Source organism: Streptomyces sp. CLCI03, assembly GCF_053615355.1.
The window spans coordinates 7,620,811-7,643,598 of the sequence record NZ_CM132132.1 but is presented as its reverse complement, the minus strand read 5'-3'; the positions used below and the strand labels follow the sequence as shown (position 1 = coordinate 7,643,598).

24 protein-coding genes are annotated in these 22,788 nt (G+C 72.1%); 10 read left to right on the top strand and 14 right to left on the bottom strand.

The features are described 5' to 3' along the window. Positions 1-8: 8 nt before the first annotated feature. Positions 9-1,412: an NADP-specific glutamate dehydrogenase gene (gene gdhA / locus ACWG52_RS35215; protein ID WP_453126990.1), complete on the bottom strand. Its 1,404-nt coding sequence runs from the start codon at positions 1,410-1,412 to the stop codon at positions 9-11. A 313-nt stretch (positions 1,413-1,725) separates the two neighbouring features. Between gdhA and ACWG52_RS35210 the strand changes: the two genes are divergently transcribed. The 5 genes from ACWG52_RS35210 (at position 1,726) to ACWG52_RS35190 (ending at position 7,133) form a co-directional block, all read left to right on the top strand. After that, positions 1,726-2,952 carry a cytochrome P450 gene (locus ACWG52_RS35210; protein WP_389806855.1) on the top strand — a complete coding sequence of 409 codons (1,227 nt, stop codon included), beginning with the start codon at positions 1,726-1,728 and terminating at the stop codon, positions 2,950-2,952. A 206-nt stretch (positions 2,953-3,158) separates the two neighbouring features. After that, a complete protein-coding gene (locus ACWG52_RS35205; protein ID WP_389806856.1) occupies positions 3,159-3,710 on the top strand; it encodes a rhodanese-like domain-containing protein in 552 nt (183 codons plus the stop codon). A 121-nt stretch (positions 3,711-3,831) separates the two neighbouring features. Then, positions 3,832-4,083, top strand: coding sequence for an EF-hand domain-containing protein (locus ACWG52_RS35200; RefSeq protein ID WP_030764319.1), 252 nt, complete (start codon positions 3,832-3,834; stop codon positions 4,081-4,083). Between the two features lie 164 nt (positions 4,084-4,247). Next, positions 4,248-6,101 carry a serine/threonine-protein kinase gene (locus tag ACWG52_RS35195; RefSeq protein WP_389806857.1) on the top strand — a complete coding sequence of 618 codons (1,854 nt, stop codon included), beginning with the start codon at positions 4,248-4,250 and terminating at the stop codon, positions 6,099-6,101. 114 nt (positions 6,102-6,215) lie between these two features. Beyond that, a complete protein-coding gene (locus ACWG52_RS35190) occupies positions 6,216-7,133 on the top strand; it encodes an immunity 49 family protein (RefSeq protein WP_453126988.1) in 918 nt (305 codons plus the stop codon). Positions 7,134-7,154: 21 nt separating this feature from the next. Here the strand turns inward: ACWG52_RS35190 and ACWG52_RS35185 are convergent, their stop codons facing one another. Further along, entirely contained in the window at positions 7,155-7,796 is a 642-nt protein-coding gene (locus ACWG52_RS35185; protein ID WP_389806859.1) for a GNAT family N-acetyltransferase, read from the bottom strand. A gap of 149 nt (positions 7,797-7,945) precedes the next feature. After that, entirely contained in the window at positions 7,946-9,232 is a 1,287-nt protein-coding gene (locus tag ACWG52_RS35180) for a UDP-glucose dehydrogenase family protein (protein WP_453126986.1), read from the bottom strand. Between the two features lie 413 nt (positions 9,233-9,645). Here ACWG52_RS35180 and ACWG52_RS35175 point away from each other — a divergent pair, with 413 nt between their 5' ends. Then, complete coding sequence (locus ACWG52_RS35175; protein ID WP_033221277.1) at positions 9,646-10,311, top strand: deoxynucleoside kinase; 666 nt, start codon at positions 9,646-9,648, stop codon at positions 10,309-10,311. A gap of 129 nt (positions 10,312-10,440) precedes the next feature. Continuing rightward, a complete protein-coding gene (locus ACWG52_RS35170) occupies positions 10,441-11,181 on the top strand; it encodes a class I SAM-dependent methyltransferase (protein WP_390137219.1) in 741 nt (246 codons plus the stop codon). Here ACWG52_RS35170 and ACWG52_RS35165 read toward each other — a convergent pair. Then, positions 11,128-11,874, bottom strand: coding sequence for a helix-turn-helix domain-containing protein (locus ACWG52_RS35165; protein WP_453126984.1), 747 nt, complete (start codon positions 11,872-11,874; stop codon positions 11,128-11,130). The genes ACWG52_RS35170 and ACWG52_RS35165 overlap by 54 nt on opposite strands. 225 nt (positions 11,875-12,099) lie before the next feature. Here ACWG52_RS35165 and ACWG52_RS35160 point away from each other — a divergent pair, with 225 nt between their 5' ends. After that, a complete protein-coding gene (locus ACWG52_RS35160) occupies positions 12,100-12,468 on the top strand; it encodes a hypothetical protein (protein ID WP_390137214.1) in 369 nt (122 codons plus the stop codon). Here the strand turns inward: ACWG52_RS35160 and ACWG52_RS35155 are convergent, their stop codons facing one another. Next, positions 12,469-14,115, bottom strand: coding sequence for a HEAT repeat domain-containing protein (locus tag ACWG52_RS35155; protein ID WP_390168105.1), 1,647 nt, complete (start codon positions 14,113-14,115; stop codon positions 12,469-12,471). It lies immediately after the preceding gene. A gap of 130 nt (positions 14,116-14,245) precedes the next feature. Beyond that, positions 14,246-14,503 (bottom strand): hypothetical protein, encoded by a 258-nt coding sequence (locus tag ACWG52_RS35150; protein WP_161296730.1) that lies wholly within the window; start codon positions 14,501-14,503, stop codon positions 14,246-14,248. A gap of 317 nt (positions 14,504-14,820) precedes the next feature. On the opposite strand from ACWG52_RS35150, the gene ACWG52_RS35145 reads away from it, so the two are divergent. Continuing rightward, a complete protein-coding gene (locus tag ACWG52_RS35145) occupies positions 14,821-15,447 on the top strand; it encodes a hypothetical protein (RefSeq protein WP_453126981.1) in 627 nt (208 codons plus the stop codon). A gap of 114 nt (positions 15,448-15,561) precedes the next feature. Here the strand turns inward: ACWG52_RS35145 and ACWG52_RS35140 are convergent, their stop codons facing one another. Genes ACWG52_RS35140 through ACWG52_RS35130 form a run of 3 tightly spaced genes read right to left on the bottom strand, consistent with a single transcriptional unit; the run spans position 15,562 to position 17,402 of the window. Beyond that, positions 15,562-15,933, bottom strand: coding sequence for a MerR family transcriptional regulator (locus ACWG52_RS35140; RefSeq protein ID WP_389806913.1), 372 nt, complete (start codon positions 15,931-15,933; stop codon positions 15,562-15,564). Between the two features lie 27 nt (positions 15,934-15,960). Then, entirely contained in the window at positions 15,961-16,734 is a 774-nt protein-coding gene (locus tag ACWG52_RS35135; protein WP_390168101.1) for an SDR family NAD(P)-dependent oxidoreductase, read from the bottom strand. A gap of 56 nt (positions 16,735-16,790) precedes the next feature. After that, on the bottom strand, positions 16,791-17,402 hold the full coding sequence (locus ACWG52_RS35130; protein WP_389806866.1) for an ArsR/SmtB family transcription factor: 612 nt from the start codon (positions 17,400-17,402) through the stop codon (positions 16,791-16,793). Between the two features lie 120 nt (positions 17,403-17,522). On the opposite strand from ACWG52_RS35130, the gene ACWG52_RS35125 reads away from it, so the two are divergent. Beyond that, on the top strand, positions 17,523-18,470 hold the full coding sequence (locus ACWG52_RS35125; RefSeq protein WP_389806867.1) for a DUF2218 domain-containing protein: 948 nt from the start codon (positions 17,523-17,525) through the stop codon (positions 18,468-18,470). Between the two features lie 180 nt (positions 18,471-18,650). On the opposite strand, the gene ACWG52_RS35120 is transcribed toward ACWG52_RS35125, so the two are convergent. The 5 genes from ACWG52_RS35120 to ACWG52_RS35100 all read right to left on the bottom strand — a co-directional run bounded on the left by ACWG52_RS35120 (position 18,651) and on the right by ACWG52_RS35100 (position 22,422). Beyond that, on the bottom strand, positions 18,651-19,610 hold the full coding sequence (locus ACWG52_RS35120; RefSeq protein WP_389806868.1) for a nucleoside hydrolase: 960 nt from the start codon (positions 19,608-19,610) through the stop codon (positions 18,651-18,653). A gap of 641 nt (positions 19,611-20,251) precedes the next feature. After that, positions 20,252-20,575 (bottom strand): hypothetical protein, encoded by a 324-nt coding sequence (locus ACWG52_RS35115; protein WP_389806871.1) that lies wholly within the window; start codon positions 20,573-20,575, stop codon positions 20,252-20,254. Positions 20,576-20,709: 134 nt separating this feature from the next. Then, positions 20,710-21,357, bottom strand: a complete 648-nt coding sequence (locus ACWG52_RS35110) for a hypothetical protein (RefSeq protein ID WP_389806872.1) — start codon at positions 21,355-21,357, stop codon at positions 20,710-20,712. A gap of 69 nt (positions 21,358-21,426) precedes the next feature. Further along, complete coding sequence (locus tag ACWG52_RS35105) at positions 21,427-21,732, bottom strand: cupin domain-containing protein (RefSeq protein WP_389806873.1); 306 nt, start codon at positions 21,730-21,732, stop codon at positions 21,427-21,429. A 141-nt stretch (positions 21,733-21,873) separates the two neighbouring features. Beyond that, positions 21,874-22,422, bottom strand: a complete 549-nt coding sequence (locus ACWG52_RS35100; protein WP_390137201.1) for a hypothetical protein — start codon at positions 22,420-22,422, stop codon at positions 21,874-21,876. Positions 22,423-22,788 lie beyond the last annotated feature (366 nt).

The window sequence follows — 22,788 nt, the reverse complement described above, 5'->3', positions numbered from 1 at the left end:
CCGTCGGATCAGATGACGCCCTGCGCCAGCATGGCGTCCGCGACCCGCTCGAAGCCGGCGATGTTCGCGCCGGTGACGTAGTCGCCCGGGGCCCCGTACCGCTCGGCGGTCTCGTACGCGACGGCGTGGATCGAGCGCATGATGCCCGCCAGCTCGTCCTCGACCCGCTGCGCGCTCCAGGCCACCCGGCCGGCGTTCTGACTCATCTCCAGGGCGCTGACCGCCACCCCACCCGCGTTGGCGGCCTTGCCGGGCCCGAACGCGACCCCGGCCTCCCGCAGGATCCGTACGGCCTCGGGGGTGGTCGGCATGTTGGCCCCCTCGGAGACCGCCTTGACCCCGTTCGCGACGAGCGTGCGGGCGTCCCGCTCGTCCAGCTCGTTCTGCGTCGCGGAGGGGAAGGCGACGTCCGCCGGCACCTCCCAGACCCGCCCACCGGGCACGAACCGCGCCGAGGATCCGCGCCGCGACACGTACTCGCTCACGCGGCCCCGGTCGACCTCCTTGACCTGCTTGAGCAGCGCGAGGTCGATGCCCTTGTCGTCGACGACGTAACCCTGGGAGTCCGAGCAGGTCAGCGGGTTCGCACCGAGCTGCTGCAGCTTCTCGATCGTGTACAGCGCGACGTTGCCGGAGCCGGAGACCACCGCGGTCAGCCCGTCCAACGACTCACCGCGGACCGCGAGCATCTCGGCGGCGAACAGCACACTGCCGTAGCCGGTCGCCTGCGGCCGGATCGCGGAGCCGCCCCAACCCTGCCCCTTGCCGGTCAGGACCCCGGCCTCCCAGCGGTTGGTGATGCGCCGGTACTGGCCGAAGAGGTAGCCGATCTCGCGGCCGCCGACACCGATGTCCCCGGCGGGCACGTCGGTGTGCTCGCCGATGTGCCGGTGCAGCTCGGTCATGAAGGACTGGCAGAACCGCATGACCTCGGCGTCGGAGCGGCCGTGCGGGTCGAAGTCGCTGCCTCCCTTGCCACCGCCGATCCCGAGGCCGGTCAGGGCGTTCTTGAAGATCTGCTCGAATCCGAGGAACTTCACCACGCCGATGTCCACCGACGGGTGGAAGCGCAGGCCGCCCTTGTACGGGCCGAGCGCGCTGTTGAACTCGACGCGGTAGCCGCGGTTGACCTGGACCCGACCCCGGTCGTCCTGCCACGGGACGCGGAAGAGGATCTGCCGCTCGGGCTCGGTGAGCCGCTCCACGAGGGCCACGGCCGGGTCGGCGTACTCGGGCCGGGCGGTGAAGACGGGGGCCAGGGTCTCCAGGACCTCCCGTACCGCCTGGTGGAACTCCGGCTGCGCGGGGTTGCGGCGCTCGATCTCGGCCCGCAGTGCTTCCAGCCTGTCCTTCGAGTCCTTCACGTGTGTCCCTCCAGGGAGTGCGCGGTGCGCAGACGACGGCAGGTCCATGGTGTCCGCGGGGCCGTGCGTACCGGTCGATTCCGCGCGCGACGCGCTCCGAACGCACGCTTTCGGAAAAGTTTTTCCGGAGCCTGGCCCCTCTGTGGAGGCTACCGCGCACGGCGCTGATCTGGGCAAGGCTTCTGCCCTGCGGACAAAAACGCGTCCGGCGCGTCGAGGCGTGCCCACTTCCGCCCGGCCCCTTCCGCCCGGCACGCGCCCTACCGGGGCCTGCGGGTTTCGGGCAGGATGACCCGGCGCACCGGAGGTCACCCGCGGCGGCGCACCCCCGCCCGGTCCCGACCGTGATCCGGAGGCACCAGTGACGTGGCACGACGACCAGGCGCGGCGTGACGAGCTGTACCGCGACCCCTATCCGCTCTACGACCGCGCGCGCCGGGCGGAAGGGCTGACGTACGTACCCGAGTTCGACGCGTGGCTGGTGGCGCGTGACCGGGACGTACGGGAGGTGCTGCTGCGCGCGGAGGACTTCTCCTCGGCCAACGCCCTGCTGCCGGACGTCCCGCTCTCGGAGGCGGCACTCGGCGTCCTGCCTCGGGGGTTCGGGCCGCGGCCCACCGTGGTGTCCAGCGACGGGGCGGCCCACCGTCGGCACCGGGCCCCCCTGAACCGGGGGCTGTCCGCCGGCCGGGTGGCGGCCCTGATCCCGTACGCCCGCACGTGCGCGAACGAGTTGGTGGACCGCTTCGCGGCGGACGGGTCGGCGGAGCTGGTCTCGGCGTACGCCCGGCAACTGCCCGGGATGGTGGTCGGCCGGCTGATCGGGCTGGACCCTGCCGACGTGCCCGCGGCCGTGCACGGCGGCTACCGCGCCGAGGAGCTGCTGTTCCGCCCGATGTCTCCGGAGGGTCAGGTGGCGGCCGCCGAGGACGTGGTCGCGCTCCAACACCTGCTGGACGGGTACGTCCGCGACCGGCGCGCCCATCCCCGGGACGACATGTGCTCGGCCATGGTGGCCGCCCTGGCCCCCGGTGCCGACGAACTCACCCTCGAACAGCGCCACGAACTGGTGACGAGCCTGCAGAATCTGCTGATCGCCGGATTCCTCACCACGAGCGCGCTGATCGCCACCATGCTGCTGCACCTGCTCGCCGACCGGCGGCAGTGGCGGTCGCTCCGCGCCGATCCGTCCCTGGCCCCGGCGGCGGTGGAGGAGGCCGTCCGCCACGACACCGCCATCCAGGCCTTCCGGCGGATCACCACCCGTCCGGTGACGCTCGCCGGGACGGAACTGCCCGCCGGGGCCGCCCTGCTGGTGGCGTACGGCTCGGGCAACCGCGACGAGGAACGGTACGAGCGGCCCGGGGAGTTCGACATCACCCGGCCCGGGAACCGACAGCACCTCGCCTTCGGGTACGGCACCCACGGCTGCCCGGGTTCCCAACTGGCGCGCGAGCAACTCAGGCTGACGCTCGACCTGTTCGTCCGACGCATGCCCGATCTTCGGCTGGACGCCGACCGTCCACGGCCGCGGATGCGGCCCACGCTGATCCACCGCTCACCGCAGGACCTGTACGTCACCTGGTGACTCGGGGGCGGTTTCACTCGTTCGGGCCACTGGTTGTTGCGGGGGTGTGGCAGTCCCGTGGCGGCGTGCGGCGATCCCTGGCCGGGCCGTCCCCCCATGCCTAACATCCCCGGCATGGCGGCGGCGGCGCACGTCGCCACGGACCCCGTGCCCGCGCCCCGCCGCGCCCCTCCTCCCCTCCCCCTCTGCCAAGGACCAGGTCCGCCATGAGCGTTCCCACCCCCCTCGACGTCGGCCAAGCCCATCCGCGGCTGCGCGAGCTGACCGTCGTCGACGTCCGCACCCCGGGCGAGTTCGCGTCCGGCCACCTGCCGGACGCCGTCAACGTCCCCCTCGACCGGCTCGTACGGAGCCTGCCGGAGCTGCGGCGGGCCGCCGAACGCAGGCCCCTGCTGGTGGTGTGCGCCTCCGGTGCCCGCTCCGAGAACGCCGTCGCGACCCTGACCGCCCAGGGCATCGCCGCGTCGAGCCTGACGGGTGGCACCCAGGCCTGGGCCGCGGAAGGCCACGGCCTGCAGTACCCCGACGGCTCCCGGAAGCGGGCCGTGTGGGCCATGGAACGCCAGGTCCGCTTCACCGCGGGCGTCACCGTGCTGCTCGGCCTGGCCCTCGGGCTGCTCCTGCACCCCTCCCTCGCGCTGCTGTCCGCCGCGATCGGGGGCGGCCTGGTCTTCTCCGCGCTCACGAAGAGCTGCGGGATGGCGGTCGTCCTCGGCAGGCTGCCCTTCAACCGCCAGGGGGCCGGGGGCCGGGCGTGAGCGCACCCGGCCCTGCGAATCCGACCTCCTGCGAGGGCAACCCCGCCGGGCCCCACGACGTCCTCCCGTGCAGGACGCGCCGCCCAGGAAGCGGTGCGTGGACCGCTGAGAGGACCACGTGATGAGCGAGAAGGCCCGGCGCCTGTTCGACGCCCTCGACCTCGACCAGGACGGCACGCTGACCCGTGCCGAGGTCATCGGCGCCCTGCGCTCCAAGGGCCCGACCCTCGCGGCGCAGGGTGCGATCCCGTTCTGGGGCGTCGGGGGCACCGACGACTCCTCCGCGCTGTTCGACGCGGCCGACCAGAACGGCGACCGCGTGCTGACGTTCGAGGAGTTCGCGGCCGTGGTCAACCGCCGCTTCGGCTGGTAGCGGCGCGGCCACCCCGCCCAACGGGGCCGTCCGAGCCGCCAACTCCCGGGGACGGCGCGGCGGTCCGACGGTCCGGGCCGGGGACGTCCGGGCATTGGGTACGCTCTCGGTTGGCTTCGGGGCGCCGGCAGGTGCTGGATCGCCGCAATCAGAGATGGGTCCCCATGGGTAGTGCACCGTCCGCCGACTTCTTCCAGCCGCTCAAGGCGGACGACCCGGCCGTCGTGGGCGGCTACCGCCTGGCGGCCGTGCTGGGCGCGGGAGGCATGGGCAAGGTCTATCTCTCCTACACTCCGGGCGGCCGGCCCATCGCCATCAAGGTGATCCGGCCCGAGTTCAGCGAGGACCCCGAATTCCGGCGACGCTTCCAGCAGGAGGTGCGGTCCGCGGAGCGGGTCCAGGGGCTCTACACCGCACCCGTCATCGACTCGGACACCGAAGGCGCCCAGCCGTGGCTGGCCACGGCCTACGTACCCGGCCCCTCGCTCGCCCACGCCGTGGCCCGGCACGGCGCACTGCCGGTGCGCAGCGTGCTGCTGCTGACCGTCGGGGTCGCCGAGGCCCTGCACGTCATCCACGGCGCGGGCATCGTCCACCGGGACCTGAAGCCCGCCAACGTGCTGCTCGCCTCCGACGGCCCGCGCGTCATCGACTTCGGCATCGCCCGGGCCGCCGACTCCACCGCCCTGACCAGTACCGGGGTCAGCGTCGGGACCCCGGCGTTCATGGCGCCGGAACAGGCCTCGCTCGGCACGGTCACCCCGGCGACCGATGTCTTCGCCCTCGGGCAGATCGCCGCCTTCAGCGCGATCGGGGCGTCCGTCTTCGGCGACGGGCCCTCGCACGCGGTGCTCTACCGGATCGTGCACGAGGATCCCGACCTCAGCGCCCTGCCGGAGGAGTTGCGGCCGGTGGTCTCCCGATGTCTCAGCCGGGACCCGGCCGACCGGCCGACCCTGGCCGAGGTCATCGAGCTGTGCAACGCGGCCTCGGACGTGCCGCTGCGCCAGGGCGAGGACTGGCTGCCGCGGGCCGTCGCCGGTTCCCTCACCGAACGGCTGCAGCTGCCCGCGCCGGTCCCCACCCCGCCGCCGACGGCCGCCCCGACGCCGACGCCGACCGAGGTCTCGCCGCAGGCCCCGGGTGCGGCGCCGGCTCCGGGTGCGCCGGTGGTGCCCGCCGCTCCCGGGTACACACCGACCGGCCCGGCCGCCGCCGCGCCGACGCAGACGGCTCCGGCGCGGGGGACTCCGGGGGCCGTGCCGCCGGGTTACCCGACGCCGCCCCCGTACGCGCAGCCTTCGTACCCGCAGCCGCAGCACCGGCCCCAGTACAGCCACCCCCAGTACACGCAGCCCTCGTACGCCCCCGGGCACGGCACGCCGCCGCCCTTCCACCCCCAGGGCTTCGTCCCCGGCCCGCCCGCTCCGCCGCGCCCCAAGCGGACGGCACTGATCGTCGTCGGGTCGGTCGCGGCGGCGGTCATCGGGCTCGTGGTCATCGGGTCCCTGCTGCCGGACGGCTCCACCAAGGGCGGCGGCGACAAGGCCTCGAAGGGCGGCGCCTCGTCGGGGGCCTCGCAGAAGCAGCCCGACCCCCAGCCGGTGGCGTACCAGCGCATCGAAGTGCCGCAGAACCACCAGCTGATGCTCGCCGACAACCCGCCGCGGCCGGCGGAGGAACCGACCGGTGCGGGGGTGCTCTACGGGCACGCGGACCTCTTCTACTACCGCGACACCCTCTTCGGGGACGAGAAGTTCGGTACCACGAACGGCAAGATCGTCCTGCTGAACAACTCCGAGAAGGGCTCCCTGGAGACCTGCCGCGCCGTGACCCGTTTCACCGAGAAGGTCGGCCTCGACCAGCTCACGGACGGGTCACAGGTCTGCGTGCTGAGCAAAGCCGGCCACATCGCGCTGGCGACCTACCGCGGCAGGTCGGGCGGGAAGAACGAGACCGGTTTCATCACCGTCGACGTGACGGTCTGGCGCAACGCCGAGCCCGCCGCGAAGGACTAGACGCCGGCAGCCAGCGCCTGGGGAGTGGCTTGTCGGTGGGATCGGAGAGGATGGGTCCTCGAAGATCGACGACGAGGGCGGCGGGAGCACCGCAGGCCTCGTCCTACGGGGAGGATGGCCACCGTGCAGGAAGTGACGCGTCACGAGGTCGGCGAGGAGCGGACGGGTCGAGCCCTGGAGGACATCCGGGGGCGGACCTTCGGCCGCTGGCACGGACTGCGCTACGGCAGCCTGTCCATCAAGGGGATTCAGGAGACGGGCGACGAACTGCTGGACCACGTCGGCGCCCTCACCCTTCAGGATCCGCAACTGGTCGGCGAGTCGGGCCGGTTGGCGCTGCGGACGGCGGCGGAGTGCGCGCTCGGCGTTCTGACGCTCGGCACCTGCCCCGACGGGGACTTCGAGGTTTTCTTCCCCCTCGTCGACGAGGAACTCAGCAGCGAGGACTTCGCCTTCGGCGACGCGGTCGACCAGGCGCCCACGGCGCGGGTCTGGGTGGACGCCTTCGCGCTGAGCGTGATCACCGGGCTGCTGTGGGAGCGGGCCCGGGTGATCGGTCCGCTGCTGGGGAAGGACTACGCTCCCATGTTCCACGCGGGGCTGCCGCACTCGTCCTTGAGCTCGGTGTCCGACCCGGCCGAACTCGCCGAGATGGACGCACTGTGCGACTACCTCCACCTGGTGGAGACGCCGCGCTCGCCGTGGATCGCGTCCGGGGTGACGCCCCTGCGCAAGCCGGAGGCCGCGGAGCGCGCCGCGGCCGCCGCGCGCCTCGACGCGGCGGGCCCGCAGACCCCCGACCAGCGACTGTTGCGCGTACTCCTCGACGACGACCAGGCCGCGTTCGAGCGGGCCCTGACCGACCGGCTCCTGGAACACCGCGACAGTGCCGGTGCGGACGCCGAGCCGAGGACGCTGCTGCCGGTCGCGGTCGTCGCTCTGGCCGCCCTCGCCGTGCACGCACACGGCTGGGAGCTGAACGTGCGCTCCGGCTACCTCCCGGCGAGCCTGCTGCGCGCCCCGAGCGAGTAGGGGCGCGCACCGCGGACCCCCCTAGGAAGGGAGTACGACGGCCGCCGCGGTCGGGAGTACGGCGGGGCGGTCGAGGAAGGCGAGCACGGCCCGCTTCTCCGGGAGGTACACCTCGGGCAGGTCGATCTCCGGGAGGGTGATCTCGCCCTGGCCGACGAAGCCGAGGCGGTTCATCAGGGCCACCGCCTTGGCGTTGGAGGCGTCGGGCTCGGCCACCGCGCGCAGCACGGCCGGGTCGCGGAAGGTGAACCGGATGAGCGAGCCGATCAGGGTCCGGCTGAATCCGGGCCGGGGCCGGCCGGTCACCGGGGCCAGCATCAGATGGACGCCGAGGTCGCCCTCCCGGACCTCGTAGCACTCGCTGACCCGGTCCTCGGTGGGCTCGTACGTCTGGAAGAGCGCCACGGGCTCGTCGTCGAGTCGGACCATGAACGCGTGGTGCGTGTCGCGGCGGTCCACGTCCTCGTAGATCTCCTGGACCAGTTCCCGGCTGGCGCCGTTCATGCCCCAGAACTGCGCGCGCTCCTCGACGACCCAGGAGTGCAGCACGGCGGAGTCCGCGGCGGGGTCGACCGGGGTGAACCGGACCGTGCCGAAGCCTTCGACGGTCTCGGTCAGGACGTCCGCGCGCGGGGAGACGAGGGGGGTGGACTCGGGTCTCATACAGGTTCCGTTTCTGCTTCTGCTCGTGCGGCAAGGACCGGCGGGCGCGCGCGAGCACGCGCACGCCTCCTTGCTTAGGGTGCCCTAACTATAGGCGCGCCTAGAACGAGCTCACGCGCGGCCCACCGAGCGCGTGAGGCATCCACGGGTCAGGGGCGTCCGACGGAGGTGTAGCGGAATCCGATCTCGCGCAGGCGCGTGGGGTCGAGGAGGTTGCGGCCGTCGAAGAGGACCGGTGTGCGCATGACGCCGCACGCCTCGGTCCAGTCGATCTCGGCGAGTTCGGGCCACTCCGTCACGATCACGGCCGCGTCCGCGCCGGCGAGTGCCTGCCGCGGGGTCGGGAAGCGGTCCACGGAGTCCCACGGCTCCCCGGCGGCCGGGCGGGCCAGGGGGTCCCAGGCACGTACGTGCGCGCCTTCGGCGAGCAGTCGTCCGGCGAGCACGGTGGACGGCGCCTCGCGCATGTCGTCGGTGCCGGGCTTGAACGCCATGCCCAGGAGGGCGACGTGCCGACCGGCGAGGTCACCCAGTTCGTCCTTGAGGTGTTGGATGGCACGGCGCTTCTGGATGTTGTTGACGTTGATCACGGCGGTGAGGAGCTGGGGGTGGAAGCCGGTGTTGGAGGCCATCTGGCGCAGGGCTTCACTGTCCTTGGGGAAGCAGGAGCCGCCCCAGCCGATGCCCGGGCGCAGGAAGTGGGCGCCGAGGCGGTGGTCCATGCCGACGGCTCCGAGGACCTCGGTGACGTTCGCGCCGGTGTTCTCGCACAGGGTCGCGATCTCGTTGGCGAAGCTGATCTTCGTGGCGAGGAGCGCGTTGGAGGCGAGTTTGACCATCTCGGCGGACTTGACGTCCATCGTGGCCACGGGGGCGTCGATGCCGGTGTGCAGGGCGGCGACGAGGGCGCCGGCCGTGTCGTCGTCCTGTCCGATCACGATGCGGTCCGGAGCCATGAAGTCGGGGATGGCTCGGCCTTCGGCGGTGAACTCGGGGTTGGAGACGTAGCCGACGTGGGAGAGCCCGATCGCGTCCAGCAGGACGCGGGCGCGCGCACCGGTACCGACGGGGACCGTGGACTTCATGGCGACGGCACGCAGGTCGTGGGCCTCGGCCAGGGAGCGGATGACGGACCATACGCGGGTGAGGTCGGCGTCGCCGGAGGCCGAGGGCGGGGTGTCCACGCAGACGTAGGCGATCTCGGCGCCGGTGAGCGTCCGGTCGAGGTCCTGGGTGAAGGTGAGACGTTCCTTGTTCCGGGCGATCATGTCGCCGAGCCCGGGTTCGTGGATGGGAACGTCACCGGCGAGGAGGATGCGGACGCGTTCGGGGTCGATGTCCCGGACCGTCACGTGGTGACCCAACTCGGCGAGGCACGCGCCGGTCACCAGGCCGATGTATCCGGCGCCGAACACCGCGATGCGTCGCTCTGCCATGGTCTGCCCATTCTCTTCGCGGTCGGTCAGGCGGTGGTTCCGACGGGCCCGGAAGAGGCCCTGATCATGGGCGACACCCTACTCGCGCCGCCTCGGCGTCCAGGACGGCGTCCTTCGAAGCGCGGGCCGTGGCCGGCGGCGGCGCTCCGGACGGCGGGAGGCTGATCATCACTTAAGATTCAAGGCGGCCGCCGGGCTGCGGCTCGTCGCTGTACGCGGCGACTGCGGAACGGTCGGGCCGACCGGTCCAGGAGCGCGGCCCGAGCAGGGCAGCGCCTCGGTCCGGATGGCGACCATCTGACGCTGATCATGAAGATCCCGGGGAATCGTGTGACAGCCGGCGTGCGTCTCAGTGGTGTGGGGCCCACAGCCCACCCGCCCACGAACAGAAGACCCCCAGGGAGAAGTGAGGTATGCCAGTGATCTGCGTCGGAGGCATGATCGGGATCGGCAAGACGAGCGTGGCCGAGCTGCTCGCCAAGGAGCTCGGCAGCGAGGTCTTCTACGAGAGCGTGGACGACAATCCGATCCTTCCGCTCTTCTACACGGCGAGCCCCGAAGAGATCCAGGCGAAGCGCTACCCCTTCCTGCTGCAGCTCTACTTCCTGCAGACCCGGTTCGCCTCGATCAAGGAGGCGTACAAGCAGGGCGACAACGTCCTGGACCGGTCCATCTACGAGGACTGGTACTTCGCCAAGGTCAATCACGACCTGGGCCGGATCAGCACCCTCGAGATGCAGGTGTACGAGGGGCTGCTCAACGAGATGATGCGCGAGATCGACGGTCTGCCGTACCGCAAGGCGCCCGATCTCATGGTCTACCTGAAGGCGGACTTCGAGACGGTGCTGCACCGGATCGGGCTGCGGGGCCGCGGATTCGAACAGGACGAGAGCCTCGTCGAGTACTACCGGACGCTGTGGTCCGGCTACGACGACTGGGTGCACAAGCACTACTCGGCCAGCGAGGTCCTCGTCATCGACATGAACCACACGGATGTGGTGAACAACCCCGAGGACGCGGCCCGCGTGGTCCAGGAGGTCAAGGACACCCTGGCGGCGGTCGCGCACCGGCGGATCTGAGCCCGCCGCGCTCGTTCGGTCCGCCGTGAGCGGGGCTCGTGTGGTGCGCGCCCCGCGCCGGCCCGGGCCGACCCCGCGGCGAGCGGTTCGTACAAGACCGGTGCCGCCGGGGCGCCGGACACTGCCGTCATGACCCCGTCCAGCGAAACACCCGGCACCCGCCCCCAGCCCTCCGACTCCCGGTCGCGGTCCCGGCCGCGCGACACCGCGCGCACCTCCCGACCGTTCACGCCCGCCGCGGGCCGGTTCGCCCCCACCGGCCTCTACGACCCCGTGGCCGCCCTGATCCGGGAGCGGCTCTGGCGCGGCCTGCTGGCCATGCACGTGGCTCCGCGGCCGGCGGAGGTGATCGTCGACGTCGGCTGCGGCACCGGCTCCCAGGCCCTGCTGCTGCACCGCGTCGAACCGGCCGCCCGCGTCATCGGAATCGATCCGGACCACCGCGTCCTGACCGTCGCCCGACGCAAGGCCCGGGTCGCGGGCGCCGCCGTCGACTGGCGCCAGGGCATGGGCGACGAGCTGGTGGACGTGCTCGGGGCGGGCAGCGCGGACCGCGCCGTCTCCAGCCTCGTACTCCACCAGTGCCCCCTCCCGATGAAGCGGGCGATCCTGGCCTCCCTGCACACCGTGCTGCGGCCCGGCGGCCGACTGGTCCTGGCCGACTACGGACTCCAGCGCACCCGTCTGATGCGCACCGCGTTCCGCGTCGTCCAGCTCGCCGACGGCCGGGCCGACACACAGCCCAACGCCGACGGCATCCTGCCCTCCCTCATGACCGAGGCCGGCTTCGACCAGGTCCGTGAGGTGGAGGTCGTCTCAACCGTCACCGGCTCCATCTCCGTGTACGTGGCCCGACGCGCCGGCGGCTGACCGCGACGGCTCCCGCAGCACCCGCAGGACGGCCGCCGGAGTCATCCCGATCATTTCCCGCATCCGGTGGGTCAGGTGGGCCTGATCGGCGAAGCCGCCGGCGGCCGCCGCCTCGGCCGGGCTGCGCCCCTCCTCCAGGGCCTGGGCGCTCCGGCGCAGCTTCGACCAGATGCGCCGACGGGCCAGCGGCATGCCCAACTGCTGCCGGGCCAGGGCCCGCAGCCGCTGCGGTGACAGACCCACCCGGGCCGCGACCACGTCCATCGGGACCGGCTCCTCCAGGCCCTCCAGCAGGGCCGCCGCGGCGAGCAGTCTCGGGTCCAGCCCTGCCGAGGGCAGGGCCGCCGCCCGACCGAGCTCGGCCTCGTCGAGCAGGCCCAGCTCGGGCACCGCCAGGATGCCGGAACCGGAACCGCACCGGCCGCGCAACCGGTCCGCCAGGACCGAATGGGGCTCCACGAAGAGCGTGAGCAGCTCCCCCGCCGCCACCATCCGGTGCGCGGTCATGGGCGGCACGAGCAACGCCGTTCCTCTGACGACCGTGCCGTCCGCCCCGGCGAGGGCCGCTTCGCCCCGGGGTGCCAGGACGAGCTGGAAGGCGGCGTGCCGGTGCACGGACCCTGCGTGCGACTCCCCCCGGTACCACGCGTACCCCTGCTCCACCCCGAACCGCGGCTCCAACTCCCTCCCCACGCCCGGTCCTGCGCTCCGCCGTTCGTCCCGCATCCGACCGCCGCCCGTCCCCATGCGCCCAGACTGCCAGAGCGCGCGAACCCGGGCCGGCAAGGTACCGGATGAGCGCGAGCCCGCCACCGCCACGTGCTTGCCGGGGCGGTCGAACTCGTCGACGATGCTTCCTAGCCACGGCCTTCCGGATCCCATCGGGCCCGGCCGGGGCAGGGGAGAACAGGGGAAACAGTGACAACACACAGCATTTCGAAGAGGCGTCCGACGGTCGCGGCAGCACTCATTCCGCTCTTCGTGATCGCCGGGCTGCTCCTGGGCCCTGCGGCCACCGCCTCGGCAGCCGCTCCGGCCGCCCGGCAGGCTCCCGCCGCCGCGGCGCTCCCGCAGGGCGGGGTCCTCGCCGGCGCCGGCGTGGTAACCGGCCTCCAGGCACCGATGTCGTCCCAGGTCCGGGCCACCACCGGGACCAAGAAGGGCAAGAAGAGCAAGAAGAAGAAGGGCGGCCTGTTCAAGACTCTCTTGATCGTCCTGCTCGTCCTCGTCGTGCTGTTCGTCGCCCTGTACCTGGTCCGCCGGGCTCTGCGTCGCAGGTCGGCCTAGCTACGGCAGCGCGAGCGCCCTGTCCATCCGGGCGCGGATCTCCTCGTCCTGGAGGACCGCCCGGTAGTCGCCGTACTCCGAGAACCGGCGGTCCGCGGCCTTCAGTGCCGTGAGGGCTTCCCGGACCGGCGGGGTGAGGTGGCCGTGGCGGGTGAGCGCGTCGAGGGCGGTGGCGAACATCCCGTGCCACTGCCCGTCGGCGGCATAGGTCAGCACGGCCTCCACTGCCTGTGCGGGTTCCGGCAACGGTGCTTTCGAGGGCTGCCAGTACGGCGTGAGTTCACCGGGGAGCAGCGGGTTCTCGCCCCACGCGTTCAGCACGTCTCGAAGTTGCCGGACCAGCCACCCCGCGCGGGAGACCTCGTCCCGGAGGGCTTCGCGTACCGCGGGCAGCAGCACGCGGGCGTGTGCGCGCAGCGGTCGCAGGACGTCGGCGACGTCCGGCTGCCGCGGATCGCTGAGGGCATAGCCCCGGCCTTGCATGTCCCGGTAGGGCGCCACGAGCCGCTCGACGAGATCGGGCAGGGCGCGGGGGTCCCCGATCCGGGTCAGGGCCCACCGCGCGTGGTCACCGACGGTGCCGTCGAAGTACCGTGATTCGCCGGTGTCGTCGAGGAGGGCGGCGAGCCGGTCGGCGTGCGGGGCCGCTGCCCGGCCGAGGATCGCCAGCAGGTGCGCGGCCTTGTAGCGCACGTCGTCGTCCGGGTCGGCCAGCAGTCCGGCCGCGAGCGGCAGCACGGCCGATGCCACGGAGGGCCGGCGCGACAGCAGCCGCCATGCCTGGTCCACCGCGCAGCGGCGTAGCTCCGCGTCGCCGATCCGGGTCCCGGCCTCGGCCAGCGCGGCCACGAACGAGGTGGCCGCCGTCGGGTCCGGCTCCAGCAGGCTGCCGACCCACTCCGCGACGTCGTTGCGGTCGTACGGGTACTCGCATTCCAGGGCGTACCAGACCTCCCCGAACCTCGGGGCGACCACGGGGTCGGTCAGGATCTCCAGCAGCTCGGGAACGGCGCGCGGCACCGCCTGCGGATCGAGCGGGGACGAGGCGACCACGGCCGCCACGCGCAGCACCGGGTTCTCCTGGTGGAGGAGCCCGTCCAGGACGGCGCGTACCTCGGCGTCCGTCGAGTCGGTGAGGTCCTCGTCGGCCGCGGCCCGGCCCAGCGCCACCAGCAGGGCCACCTGGACGGAGGGGTCCGTCTCCACGTACCACCGTTCGAGCAGGGGTGTGGTCCGGTCGCTGATCAGCAACAGCGCCTCCCGGCGCACCTCGGGGTCCGCGTCGTCGAGCAGCCTTCGGATACGGGGCCACTGCTGCCACCACACCGCCGCCCGTTCGGGGTCGACCTCCTCACCGTCTCCGGCCAAGGACATCAGCAGGTCGACCAGGTAAGGCCGTTGGACCGATTTCGGGTCCAGAGCCAGATCCACCACGAACGGCAGCGCGGCCGTGCCGACCGCCGTGCTCCCGAGGACGAGGTCCTGCAGTTCGCCGCACGCCCGCTCGACGGCCTCCGTGCGGGTGGTGGAGTCCGCCCGGGCGATCCGGCGCAGCACCTTCGGCACGTCGGTGGCCGGACGGTCCGGCCCCGCCTCCCCCAGCGCCTGCCAGTCCACCGCGTCGAGCGCCTCCCACATGTCTCCCATGTCCCCCGCCTCACTCCCGCACATCCGTTCCCCGTACGGGCATCGTGCCAGTGCGGGAGCGGGCGGGGCGCGGCATTTCCCGGCGGGGGTCTTGTCGGTCGGGACGGCTCGGGCTGTGGGCGGGTCCGTGTCAGTCGTCGACGGGGTCGGGCAGCCGGCGGAGTTCGAGCAGGGCCACCGAGATCTTCACCGCGGTGGAAATCGTCAGGGCTTGGAGGAACGGCATCCCCATCAGCCACAGGGCCACCATCATGATCGTGAGAACCAAGAACGCGGGGACCAGATTGGTCCGCCTGATAGCGGTCCGCAGGTGAGCGGCTCGGCTGCGATGCTGATCGTCCGGAGCGATCGGGCGCGTGGCGACGCCCTCCTCGTTGGCGTGCGGCATGGGCTGCTGGCCTTTCCTCGGGTGCTCGGCTGCGGAGACGAGCCTCGGGCCCGCCGGGGTGGACTGCCACCGCTGCCACCCGCCCCGCCGCCATCCGACGTACAGGTTCACCTCACCGGCCCAGGTGGGCGACGCCCCGAGCGGTGGAGGCGCGCTCCCCCGGAACCGGGGGCCGGTGTGGGCCGAGTAGCCTGGCGAGTCATGATCATGAGGAGCACTCCTCGGCTCCCGGGACCTGGGCCGAGAGCGTCGGAGAGTCGGAGAGCCGGAGAGTCGGCTTCTCGCCGCGATGCCCGAGGTGATGCCGGAGCCGGCCGATGCGGCCGGAGTGGGAGCTGATGCCCCTGGAAGGCGTCGGACCGCTGCGGTTCGGCATGCGTCTCGCGGAAGTCGTCGCGGCCCTGCCGGACTTGACCGCGCTGCGCCGCTTCCAGGCCGACCCCGCCTCCCGCGAGACGCTCGGCGTGGAGTTCGCGTCGGGTCCTGCTGAGCCTGCCGTCCGTGCGTACGTCGTCGACGGCCGGCTGTTCTGCGTCGCGGCCGATGCGGCCCGCGGGCCCCAGGTCACGCTCTGGGGGCGCCGGTTGACGGGCTGCGTCCCGGCCGACCTGGAACGGTTCCTGGGGCACGCGCACATCTGTGAGGTGGTCGATGTGTCCTACGGTCCGCGGGGGAACCCCGGGGTCGACGGGCTCGGGTTGGTGGTGCGGCTGCAGGAGGTCGCCGAGCGGGTGGTGACGCGGCCGGTCGTGGTGGGCCGGGCCCGGGCCGACCGGTGCACCGCGACTGGGAAGGCGCGATCCCGGAGTGCGAATGGGTGGGACGCCTGTGGCCTTCGGCGGGTGGACCGACATCCAGGCCCCCGCCCGGCCACGCGACGCACTGGGGTGAATGACAACCTCTCTTCTGACCAGGGGCGTTCCCCGATGGCGGCGGGACCGTGACGGGTGAGGCACCTCCTGGGCGTCGTCCGTCGAGCCGTACGGCGGGCTCGGCGGCGGCCCGGGGCACAGCCGTGAGGCGGTCGACCATTCAGAGCCTGCGATACCCACCATCCCTCAGGTCAGCGGCCTGACGAGGTCGCCCGTCGCCTGCCGTAGTGCTGCGGCCAGTCGGTCGCGGGCCTCGGTCTGGGCGGCGATGCGTTCGTCGAGCACCGCGAGCCGCTCCGTCGCGACGCGCAGCCCTGTGGCCGAGGGCGCCGCGGCCGCCACGTTTCCGTCCAGGCAGGGCGCGAAGACCCGTACGTCATCCAGCGTGAGCCCGGCGGCCAGCAGGTAGCGGATGTTGCGGACGCGGACAGACGTCCTTTCGTCGTAGATCCGGTAGCCGTTGGGTGCCCGCTCCGATGAGATCAGTCCCGCCTCCTCGTAGTGCCGCAACGCCCGCGCCGTCGTCCTGGTCAGCTTCGCCAACTCGCCTATCAGCACCTCTGCCACCTCCGGTGGCCACTCCTATCACGCCACGACAGCCCCGCCGTCGACCGGGAGGACCACGCCGGTGACGAAGGACGCTCCGGGCGAGGCGAGTTGGGTGATCGCCCAGGCGACCTCCTCCGGTCGGCCGATCCGGCCCATCGGGGTGTGCGCGAGCTGCCAGGCGCGTACCGCCGCGATCCGGGCCGGCGCCAGGCCCTGGTGTTCGCCGATCGGGGTGTCGACCGCGCCGGGTGCGACGGCCACGACCCGGATGCCCCGGGGAGCCAGTTCCACCGCCCAGCTCCGGGTCAACAGCTCCAGAGCGCTCTTGGTGGCGGCGTAGACCGAGTTGCCCGGCCAGGCCCGTTGGCCCACCGAGGTGCTGACGTTGACGATGAGGCCGGCCGTCCCCTCCAGGGCGGGCAGCGCCGCTTGGGCCAGCAGGACGGGTGCGACGAGGTTGGTGGCGATCTGGGGAGCGATCGTCTCGGGCGTGAGTGCGCCGAGGGCTCCGCCGCGTACGATGCCCGCGTTGTTGACCAGTACGTCCAACCGGCCGTGGATCTCCAGCACCCGCCGGACGATCCGCTCGGGCTCACCCTCGGCGGTGATGTCCGCGGCCAGTGGGGTGATGCGGGCCGGGTCGGCCGCGGCGGTCCCGTCGAGCGGTTCGGCCCGACGGCCGACCGCGATCACGTGGGCGCCCTCGGCCGCGAAGGCGCGGGCGGTGGCCCGGCCGATCCCGGTACCGGCCCCGGTGACGACGACGATCCTGTTGCTCTGCCGTTCGGCGTTGTTGTCCATGCCGGTCATCGTTCAACCTTGCCGCCAAGGGCAAGGTCAAACGGCCTCCGGTAGCGGCGGGAGGTTCAGGGGGCTTCGTCCGGTGGCAGGTTGGGCACATCGGCGCGGAAGAGGCTGACCAGCAGCCCGTACGGCCGGCCTTGCGCGAGGTCCGTCGGATACGGCTCGGTGGCCATCTCGCGCAGTCGGGCCTCCAGCGCGTGCGCCTCGGTGTCGGTGAGCCACAGGTGGCGCAGCATGGTGTGCGAGGCCTGGCCGGGCTGACGCGGCAGCATCTCGCCGAGCGCGGCGTTGATCAGGAACTCCGGACCGACCTCCGCGTCCTGGTGCAGCTTGAAGGCAGGGGCGGCCAGCGCGAAGTACTGCTCGGTGCCGCCGCGTACCCGGCGGGTCTCGGTCAGCCGGACCAGTCCCGCCTCGCGCAGCACGCGCACGTGGTAGCCGATGGTGCCCTTGCTCATCTCCAGCGCCTGGGCGAGCTGGCGCAGCGTCGCGGGGCGCTGGCGCAGCACGTTGACCATGCGGTGACGCAGCGGGTGCCCCAGGGCCTTGAACTGCTCCGGCGAGCGCAGCACGAGGTGGCCCTGCTCGTCGCGAGGTCGCTCGTCCTGGCCCTGGCCCTGGTCCGGGTCACTCCCGTGAGCGGGCGTGGGTGCGGGTGGCTGCTGTTCTGCCATGAGTAAAAGTGTCCACGAACCTAAACACTTTTGACAACTTCGTCTCACCGGCCCCAGAATCCCCCCATCAAAGAAGTGGCGAGGATTCTCGCCACTTAACGGAGTTACCTCAGGAGTCAGATGCCCCTCGCCACCGCTCATGTCGCCACCACCCGGCCCGCGCGCTATGTCAAGCAGCTCGTCTCGCACATGGGCCACAAGGTCACCACCAGCCTCACTCCCGACGGTCGCGGCGTGATCACGTTGACCGCCGGGGCCTGCAGCCTCACCCCCACCCCGGATCAGCTGGTGCTGACCGCCACCGCGGTCGACGCCGAGTCGCTGGCCCAGGTCCAGGACGTCATCACCCGCCATCTGGTGCGCTTCGCCACGCAGGAGGAACTCGCCGTCGAGTGGAGCTCCGCGATCGACGGGGACGATCTGGAGCCCACGCAGCCCGTGATCGGCGAGTACCTGCTCAGCCACCACACCCCGGCCGACGACATCCTCGGCGAGCTGGCCATGGCCACCCGCGAGGCCACCGCCGGCGCCGCGTACATGCAGATCTCCTCCGACGAGGGTGCGCTGCTCACGATGCTCACCCGGCTCACCGGCGCCCGCTTCGCGGTCGAGGTCGGTGTCTTCACCGGCTACTCGGCCCTCTGCATCGCCCGCGGCCTGGCCGACGGCGGCCGCCTGCTCGCCTGCGACGTCAGCGAGGAGTGGACGGCGGTCGGACGGCCCTACTGGGAGCGTGCGGGCGTGGCGGACCGGATCGACCTGCGCATCGCCCCCGCGCTGGAGACGCTGCGCGCGCTCGACGCGGAGCCGGTCATCGACATCGCGTTCATCGATGCCGACAAGCACAACTACCCCCTGTACTACGAGGAGATCGTGCGCCGACTGCGACCGGGCGGGCTGGTGGTGCTGGACAACGTCTTCCTCGGCGGCAGCGTCCTCGACCCCGCCTACCAGGAGGAGCGCCACCTGGCGATGCGTCACCTGAACGACCTGATGGCGGTAGACGAGCGGGTGGAGTCGGTGATGCTCCCGGTGCGCGACGGGATCACCATCGCCCGGCGCCGCTGACCTGGCGGCCGCCCGCCCGTATACCGGGCGGGCTCGACCGGGCCGATCCCCCGGACGCGGGTGCGCCCCGCGATACGGCCGGCGGGGCCACCGCCCGACGACGGCTGCCTCCGGAGCCCCCGGCCGACGTCCTGCTGCGCCTGCTGGACCCGACCGCCGGGGACGCCGGGCGGATCCTGTTCAGTCAGGTGTCGGCCCGTGGACGCGCGCGCCGAGAGTCGCGACGGCGCCGACCATGCGGTCCCAGAACGCGTCGGTCTCCAAGGTCACGGCCACGCGCGCGTTGACCGGGCGGCCCGTGGAACGGTGCAGGTCCACGACGGTGGCTCCGCGCGTGTACCGGCCGTTCAACTCCACGGCGACCTGGGCGTCCACGCAGTGCACCAGCCCGGGATCGATGACCCGGGCCACCGCCACGGGGTCGTGCAGCGGCGGACTGGCGAACCCCCACAACTCGCGGTAGGTGGAACCGAAATAGGTCAGCAGGTCGGCGCAGATCTGCCCGAGGGGCGTGCCCAGGGCCACGAAGCGGGCCACCACTTCGGGCGTGGCCAGTGCCTGGTGCGTGACGTTGAGCCCGCACATGGTGACCGGCACCCCCGAGCGGAAGACGATGTCGGCGGCCTCCGGATCGGTGACGATGTTGAACTCGGCGGCCGGGGTCCGGTTTCCCCGCTCCGTCGAACCGCCCATCAGGACGATCTCGCGGATGCGGGAGGCGTCCTGCGGGTACCGCCTCAGCAGCAGGGCGATGTTGGTCAGCGGGGCGGTCGGGACCAGGGTGACCGGCTCGGGGTGCTCGGCCAGCAGCCGGTGGATGAGGTCCACGGCATGCTCAGGAACGACATCCACCGTCGGGACCGGGAACATCGGCCCGTCCAGTCCGCTGACCCCGTGCACATCGGCGGCCACACCGAGCGGCTGGACGAGCGGCCGGTCGCAACCCGCGGCGATGGGAACGTCCGTGATGCCGGCGACCGTACAGACCCGGCGGGCGTTGAGCGTGGTCTTGTCGAGGGTCTGGTTCCCCGCGACCGTGGTGATGGCGAGCAGGTCCACCGCCGGGTCCGCGGCGGCCAACATGATGGCGAGGGCGTCGTCGTGTCCGGGATCGCAGTCGACGATGATCGGGACGGGCACGTCACTCCTGGCGCTGCGGGGCGTGGAACTCCAGTGTGCCGCCGGGCCGGTGCCCTGACCACACCGCCTCGCCCGGACCACCAGGACGGCGCGCCGAACGGGCGACGCGAAAACGGTGGACCGGTGGAACGATCCGGTCCCTGGCGCGCCGTGGGGTCAACGCGTGGAGACGGCGGATCCCGCTGCCGGGGAGGGGCACGCCATGGGTGGGTTCGGCGATGGCTCGTACGGGCGACACGGCGGTGCAGGATGTCACTCTCGTTCGGTCCAGCCGCCCCGAGTCCGAGGTGGACCAGGCCGTAGCCGACGGCCGTGAGGACCAAGGCGCACGCTCCCGTGGAGCCCGCGGTGGCGCCGAGCAGGAGCAGGCCGCACGCGCCCACGCCGAGGCTCGCCAGGACCGCTCACTCGCCACTGCCGACCAACCGGGCGGTCAGCGGCGCGAGATGCCGCCAACTCCGGAGCAGAGAAGTGGCCGGGATGCCCCGCTGTACGTCGCGCAAGGCAACAGTCGGGCAGGGTGGCAGCCAGGCCCTGGAGTCGCGTGGTGCGAGGTCGTCGGGGAAGGGCCGCCACCCCTCCGGGGCAGCGGCCCTCGCGTATGCCGCCGCCGGACCGTCGGGACCGGGAGCCGGCGGGAACTACTTGCCGATGATGCTGCCGGTCCACTGGCCGGCGGCACGCTGCATGAGGGCGTCGTTGCTCAGGATCTGGGTGCCGGGCATGGCCGCCATGCCGATGTCGCCGGCCGGCGCCGCACCGTTGTGGGAGCCCACCGTGTTGTCGTGGCCCGCGTTGAAGACGTCGTCACCGGCCACCTGGCTCAGGTCACCGAAGACGATGGAGTACGTGTTGCTGACCGGTGCGTAGATGGTGAAGGCGTCGTCGGCGGAGGCGGCGGACGCACCCGCCAGGAGGATGCCACCAGCGGCGAGAGCGGTCAGGGCGCAACGGATCGATCGCACGAGTACTGCCTTTCGTGGAGGGGTGGTCGAGCAGTGCGAAGGTAGGCCGCCTCGCGCCACAAGACCCCGAACCCGGCGCCGTACGGCCCGAGTCCATCCGTACGGCGCAGCCGACCGGGGGACGCCCGGGCCGCTCAGCCGTACAGGCCCCAGCGGTCGAGGCCGGAGTAGATGACAGCGGTCCGGTAGTCGGGGCGGGAGTAGAACTCGGCCTGGCCGGTCTGGATCGCGATCAGCGAGTCCGTGCCTCGCCACCAGGTGTCGGCCAGCCCTTCCACTTCCGGGACCGGCTCGTAGGACCCGAGGTCGAGGGCATCGACGTCACCGCCGGTGACCTTGGTGATCTGCTTCGCCCACATGGTGGCGTGATACGTGAGCGCGACCGACTCGACCCATCCGCCGACGCTCGCGTGCAGGGGCACCCACGCCGCTGTGCCGAGACCGAACTCGCCTCGGGGACCGATCATGAAGCCGTAGGAGACCGACGTCCGCTGGTCTCCCGCCCAGAACCACCAACCGTCCGACAGCGTCGCCTCCGGCACGTCGGGGCAGAACCGCTTCGGACCGCCCTCGTACGTCGGAACCGGCGGCAGGACCAGTCCACCCCACTGCTCGTCGAAGGCCTCGACCCTGTCGAGCACCGCTTCGGGGATCCCGCGCTCCAGCCAGCGAGCCCGGTACTGTGCGGCTCCCAGGCCTTCGAGTCGTAGCCCGTGGGTCCTGACGAAGGACTGAGCCCGCTCGGAGAGCTCCTCCGGCGCAGGAGTGAGGTAGTCATTCACCGGGTGGACGCTACACAGCCCGGGCAGGTCCGCGCCGGGCGATAAGCCACCGGTCGCGGTGGAACGCGTTCACGCCGTGGGCTCCTCCACGATCACCAACGTGCCGTGGCTACCGGGGCCGACAGCGTGTCGGGCGCCCGCCGGCACCCGGTACATCTCGCCCGCCTCCACCGGGACCTCGACACCCTCCACCAGCAGTTCCATCCGCCCGTCGAGCACCAGCAGTATCTCGACGGCTTTGTGCGTCTCTTCCGGGACGGGACTGCCGTCCATCCGTAGGACTTTCACGCAGGCCGTCCCCACCTCTCCCAGGGAGGAGGAACTCCAGGCGCCGGGCAGCGCGGCGGCCGCTTCCAGGACGTTGATCGAACTCATCGCATGCCTCCTGTCGGGCTGCCTGCGCCGTGGCGCAAGCAGCCCGTGCATCACTTTCGACGGATGCCGAAAAGCTATCCGAGCTGGGACGATCGTCGGCTGACCGTTGGGTAAAACCTGGCGCCCGCCGCGGCTCGCAGGTCAGTCGGTCGGCGATTCGTCGGCAGCCGAGCGGCGACCTCCGAGGGAGGCGACCAGCGCGTCCGCCACGATCGCCGCGTCCGCCTCCGCGACCTCCGCGGGGTATTCGGGCAGCAGATCGTCCCAGACGGGCAGCCAGGATCCGTACAGCTGGCTCTGCCCTTCGGGCCGGGCGAAGAACCAGATGTGCAGGTGTGCGCCACCGTCCCCGATGCGGTAGACGTGGGCTCGCGAGATGTGGGGCAGAGCCTGTACGTGGCGGACGATGTGCGTGGACAGGACCCCCAACTCGGCCGCCAGTTCATCGGGCAGGTCGGCCATGTCATGGTGCTCACGCGGATGCAGCATGAGCGCCAGCGGCACGCCGACTCCCGCGATCCGGGAGAGCCGCCAACCGTCGTTGAACCAGATGCCTTCGTCGCGGGCGCGGCACGCCCCGCAGTCGGCGGGGTCCTCGCCGTGTCGCGGCGGCTCGGGCAGAACCGGTGGACGCAGCGGCGCGACGCGCAGTCCGTCCGGCTCGAACGGGCTGATGTCCCACCCGGTCATGCGGGCGAGCGGGAGCCGGCGCGCGTCATCCGCGGCGGTACGGGCATGGTCGTAGAACTGGCTGCGGCCATGATCTGCCGCGCTCGGTCAGCCATGACGGGCCGTCCGCACGCACGCGGTGCCGGTTGTCGCGGTGTTCACCGCACCCCTCTCATCTCACGTCGTGACCGACCGAGGAGGCGGACGACGCGGGCCGGGCCGGGCCGTCACGGTATGGCTAACGGTGTTAGCCGTCAAAGTTCAGGGACGTGCCGCACCTGGTGGTGGGGCGTGGGACCTCAGCCGTTGCCGTTCCGCCGGCGCACGTAGCGCACGTACGGCGACATCCATGAACGCGGTTCTCGGCGTGTCCCGTCCGGACCGCTG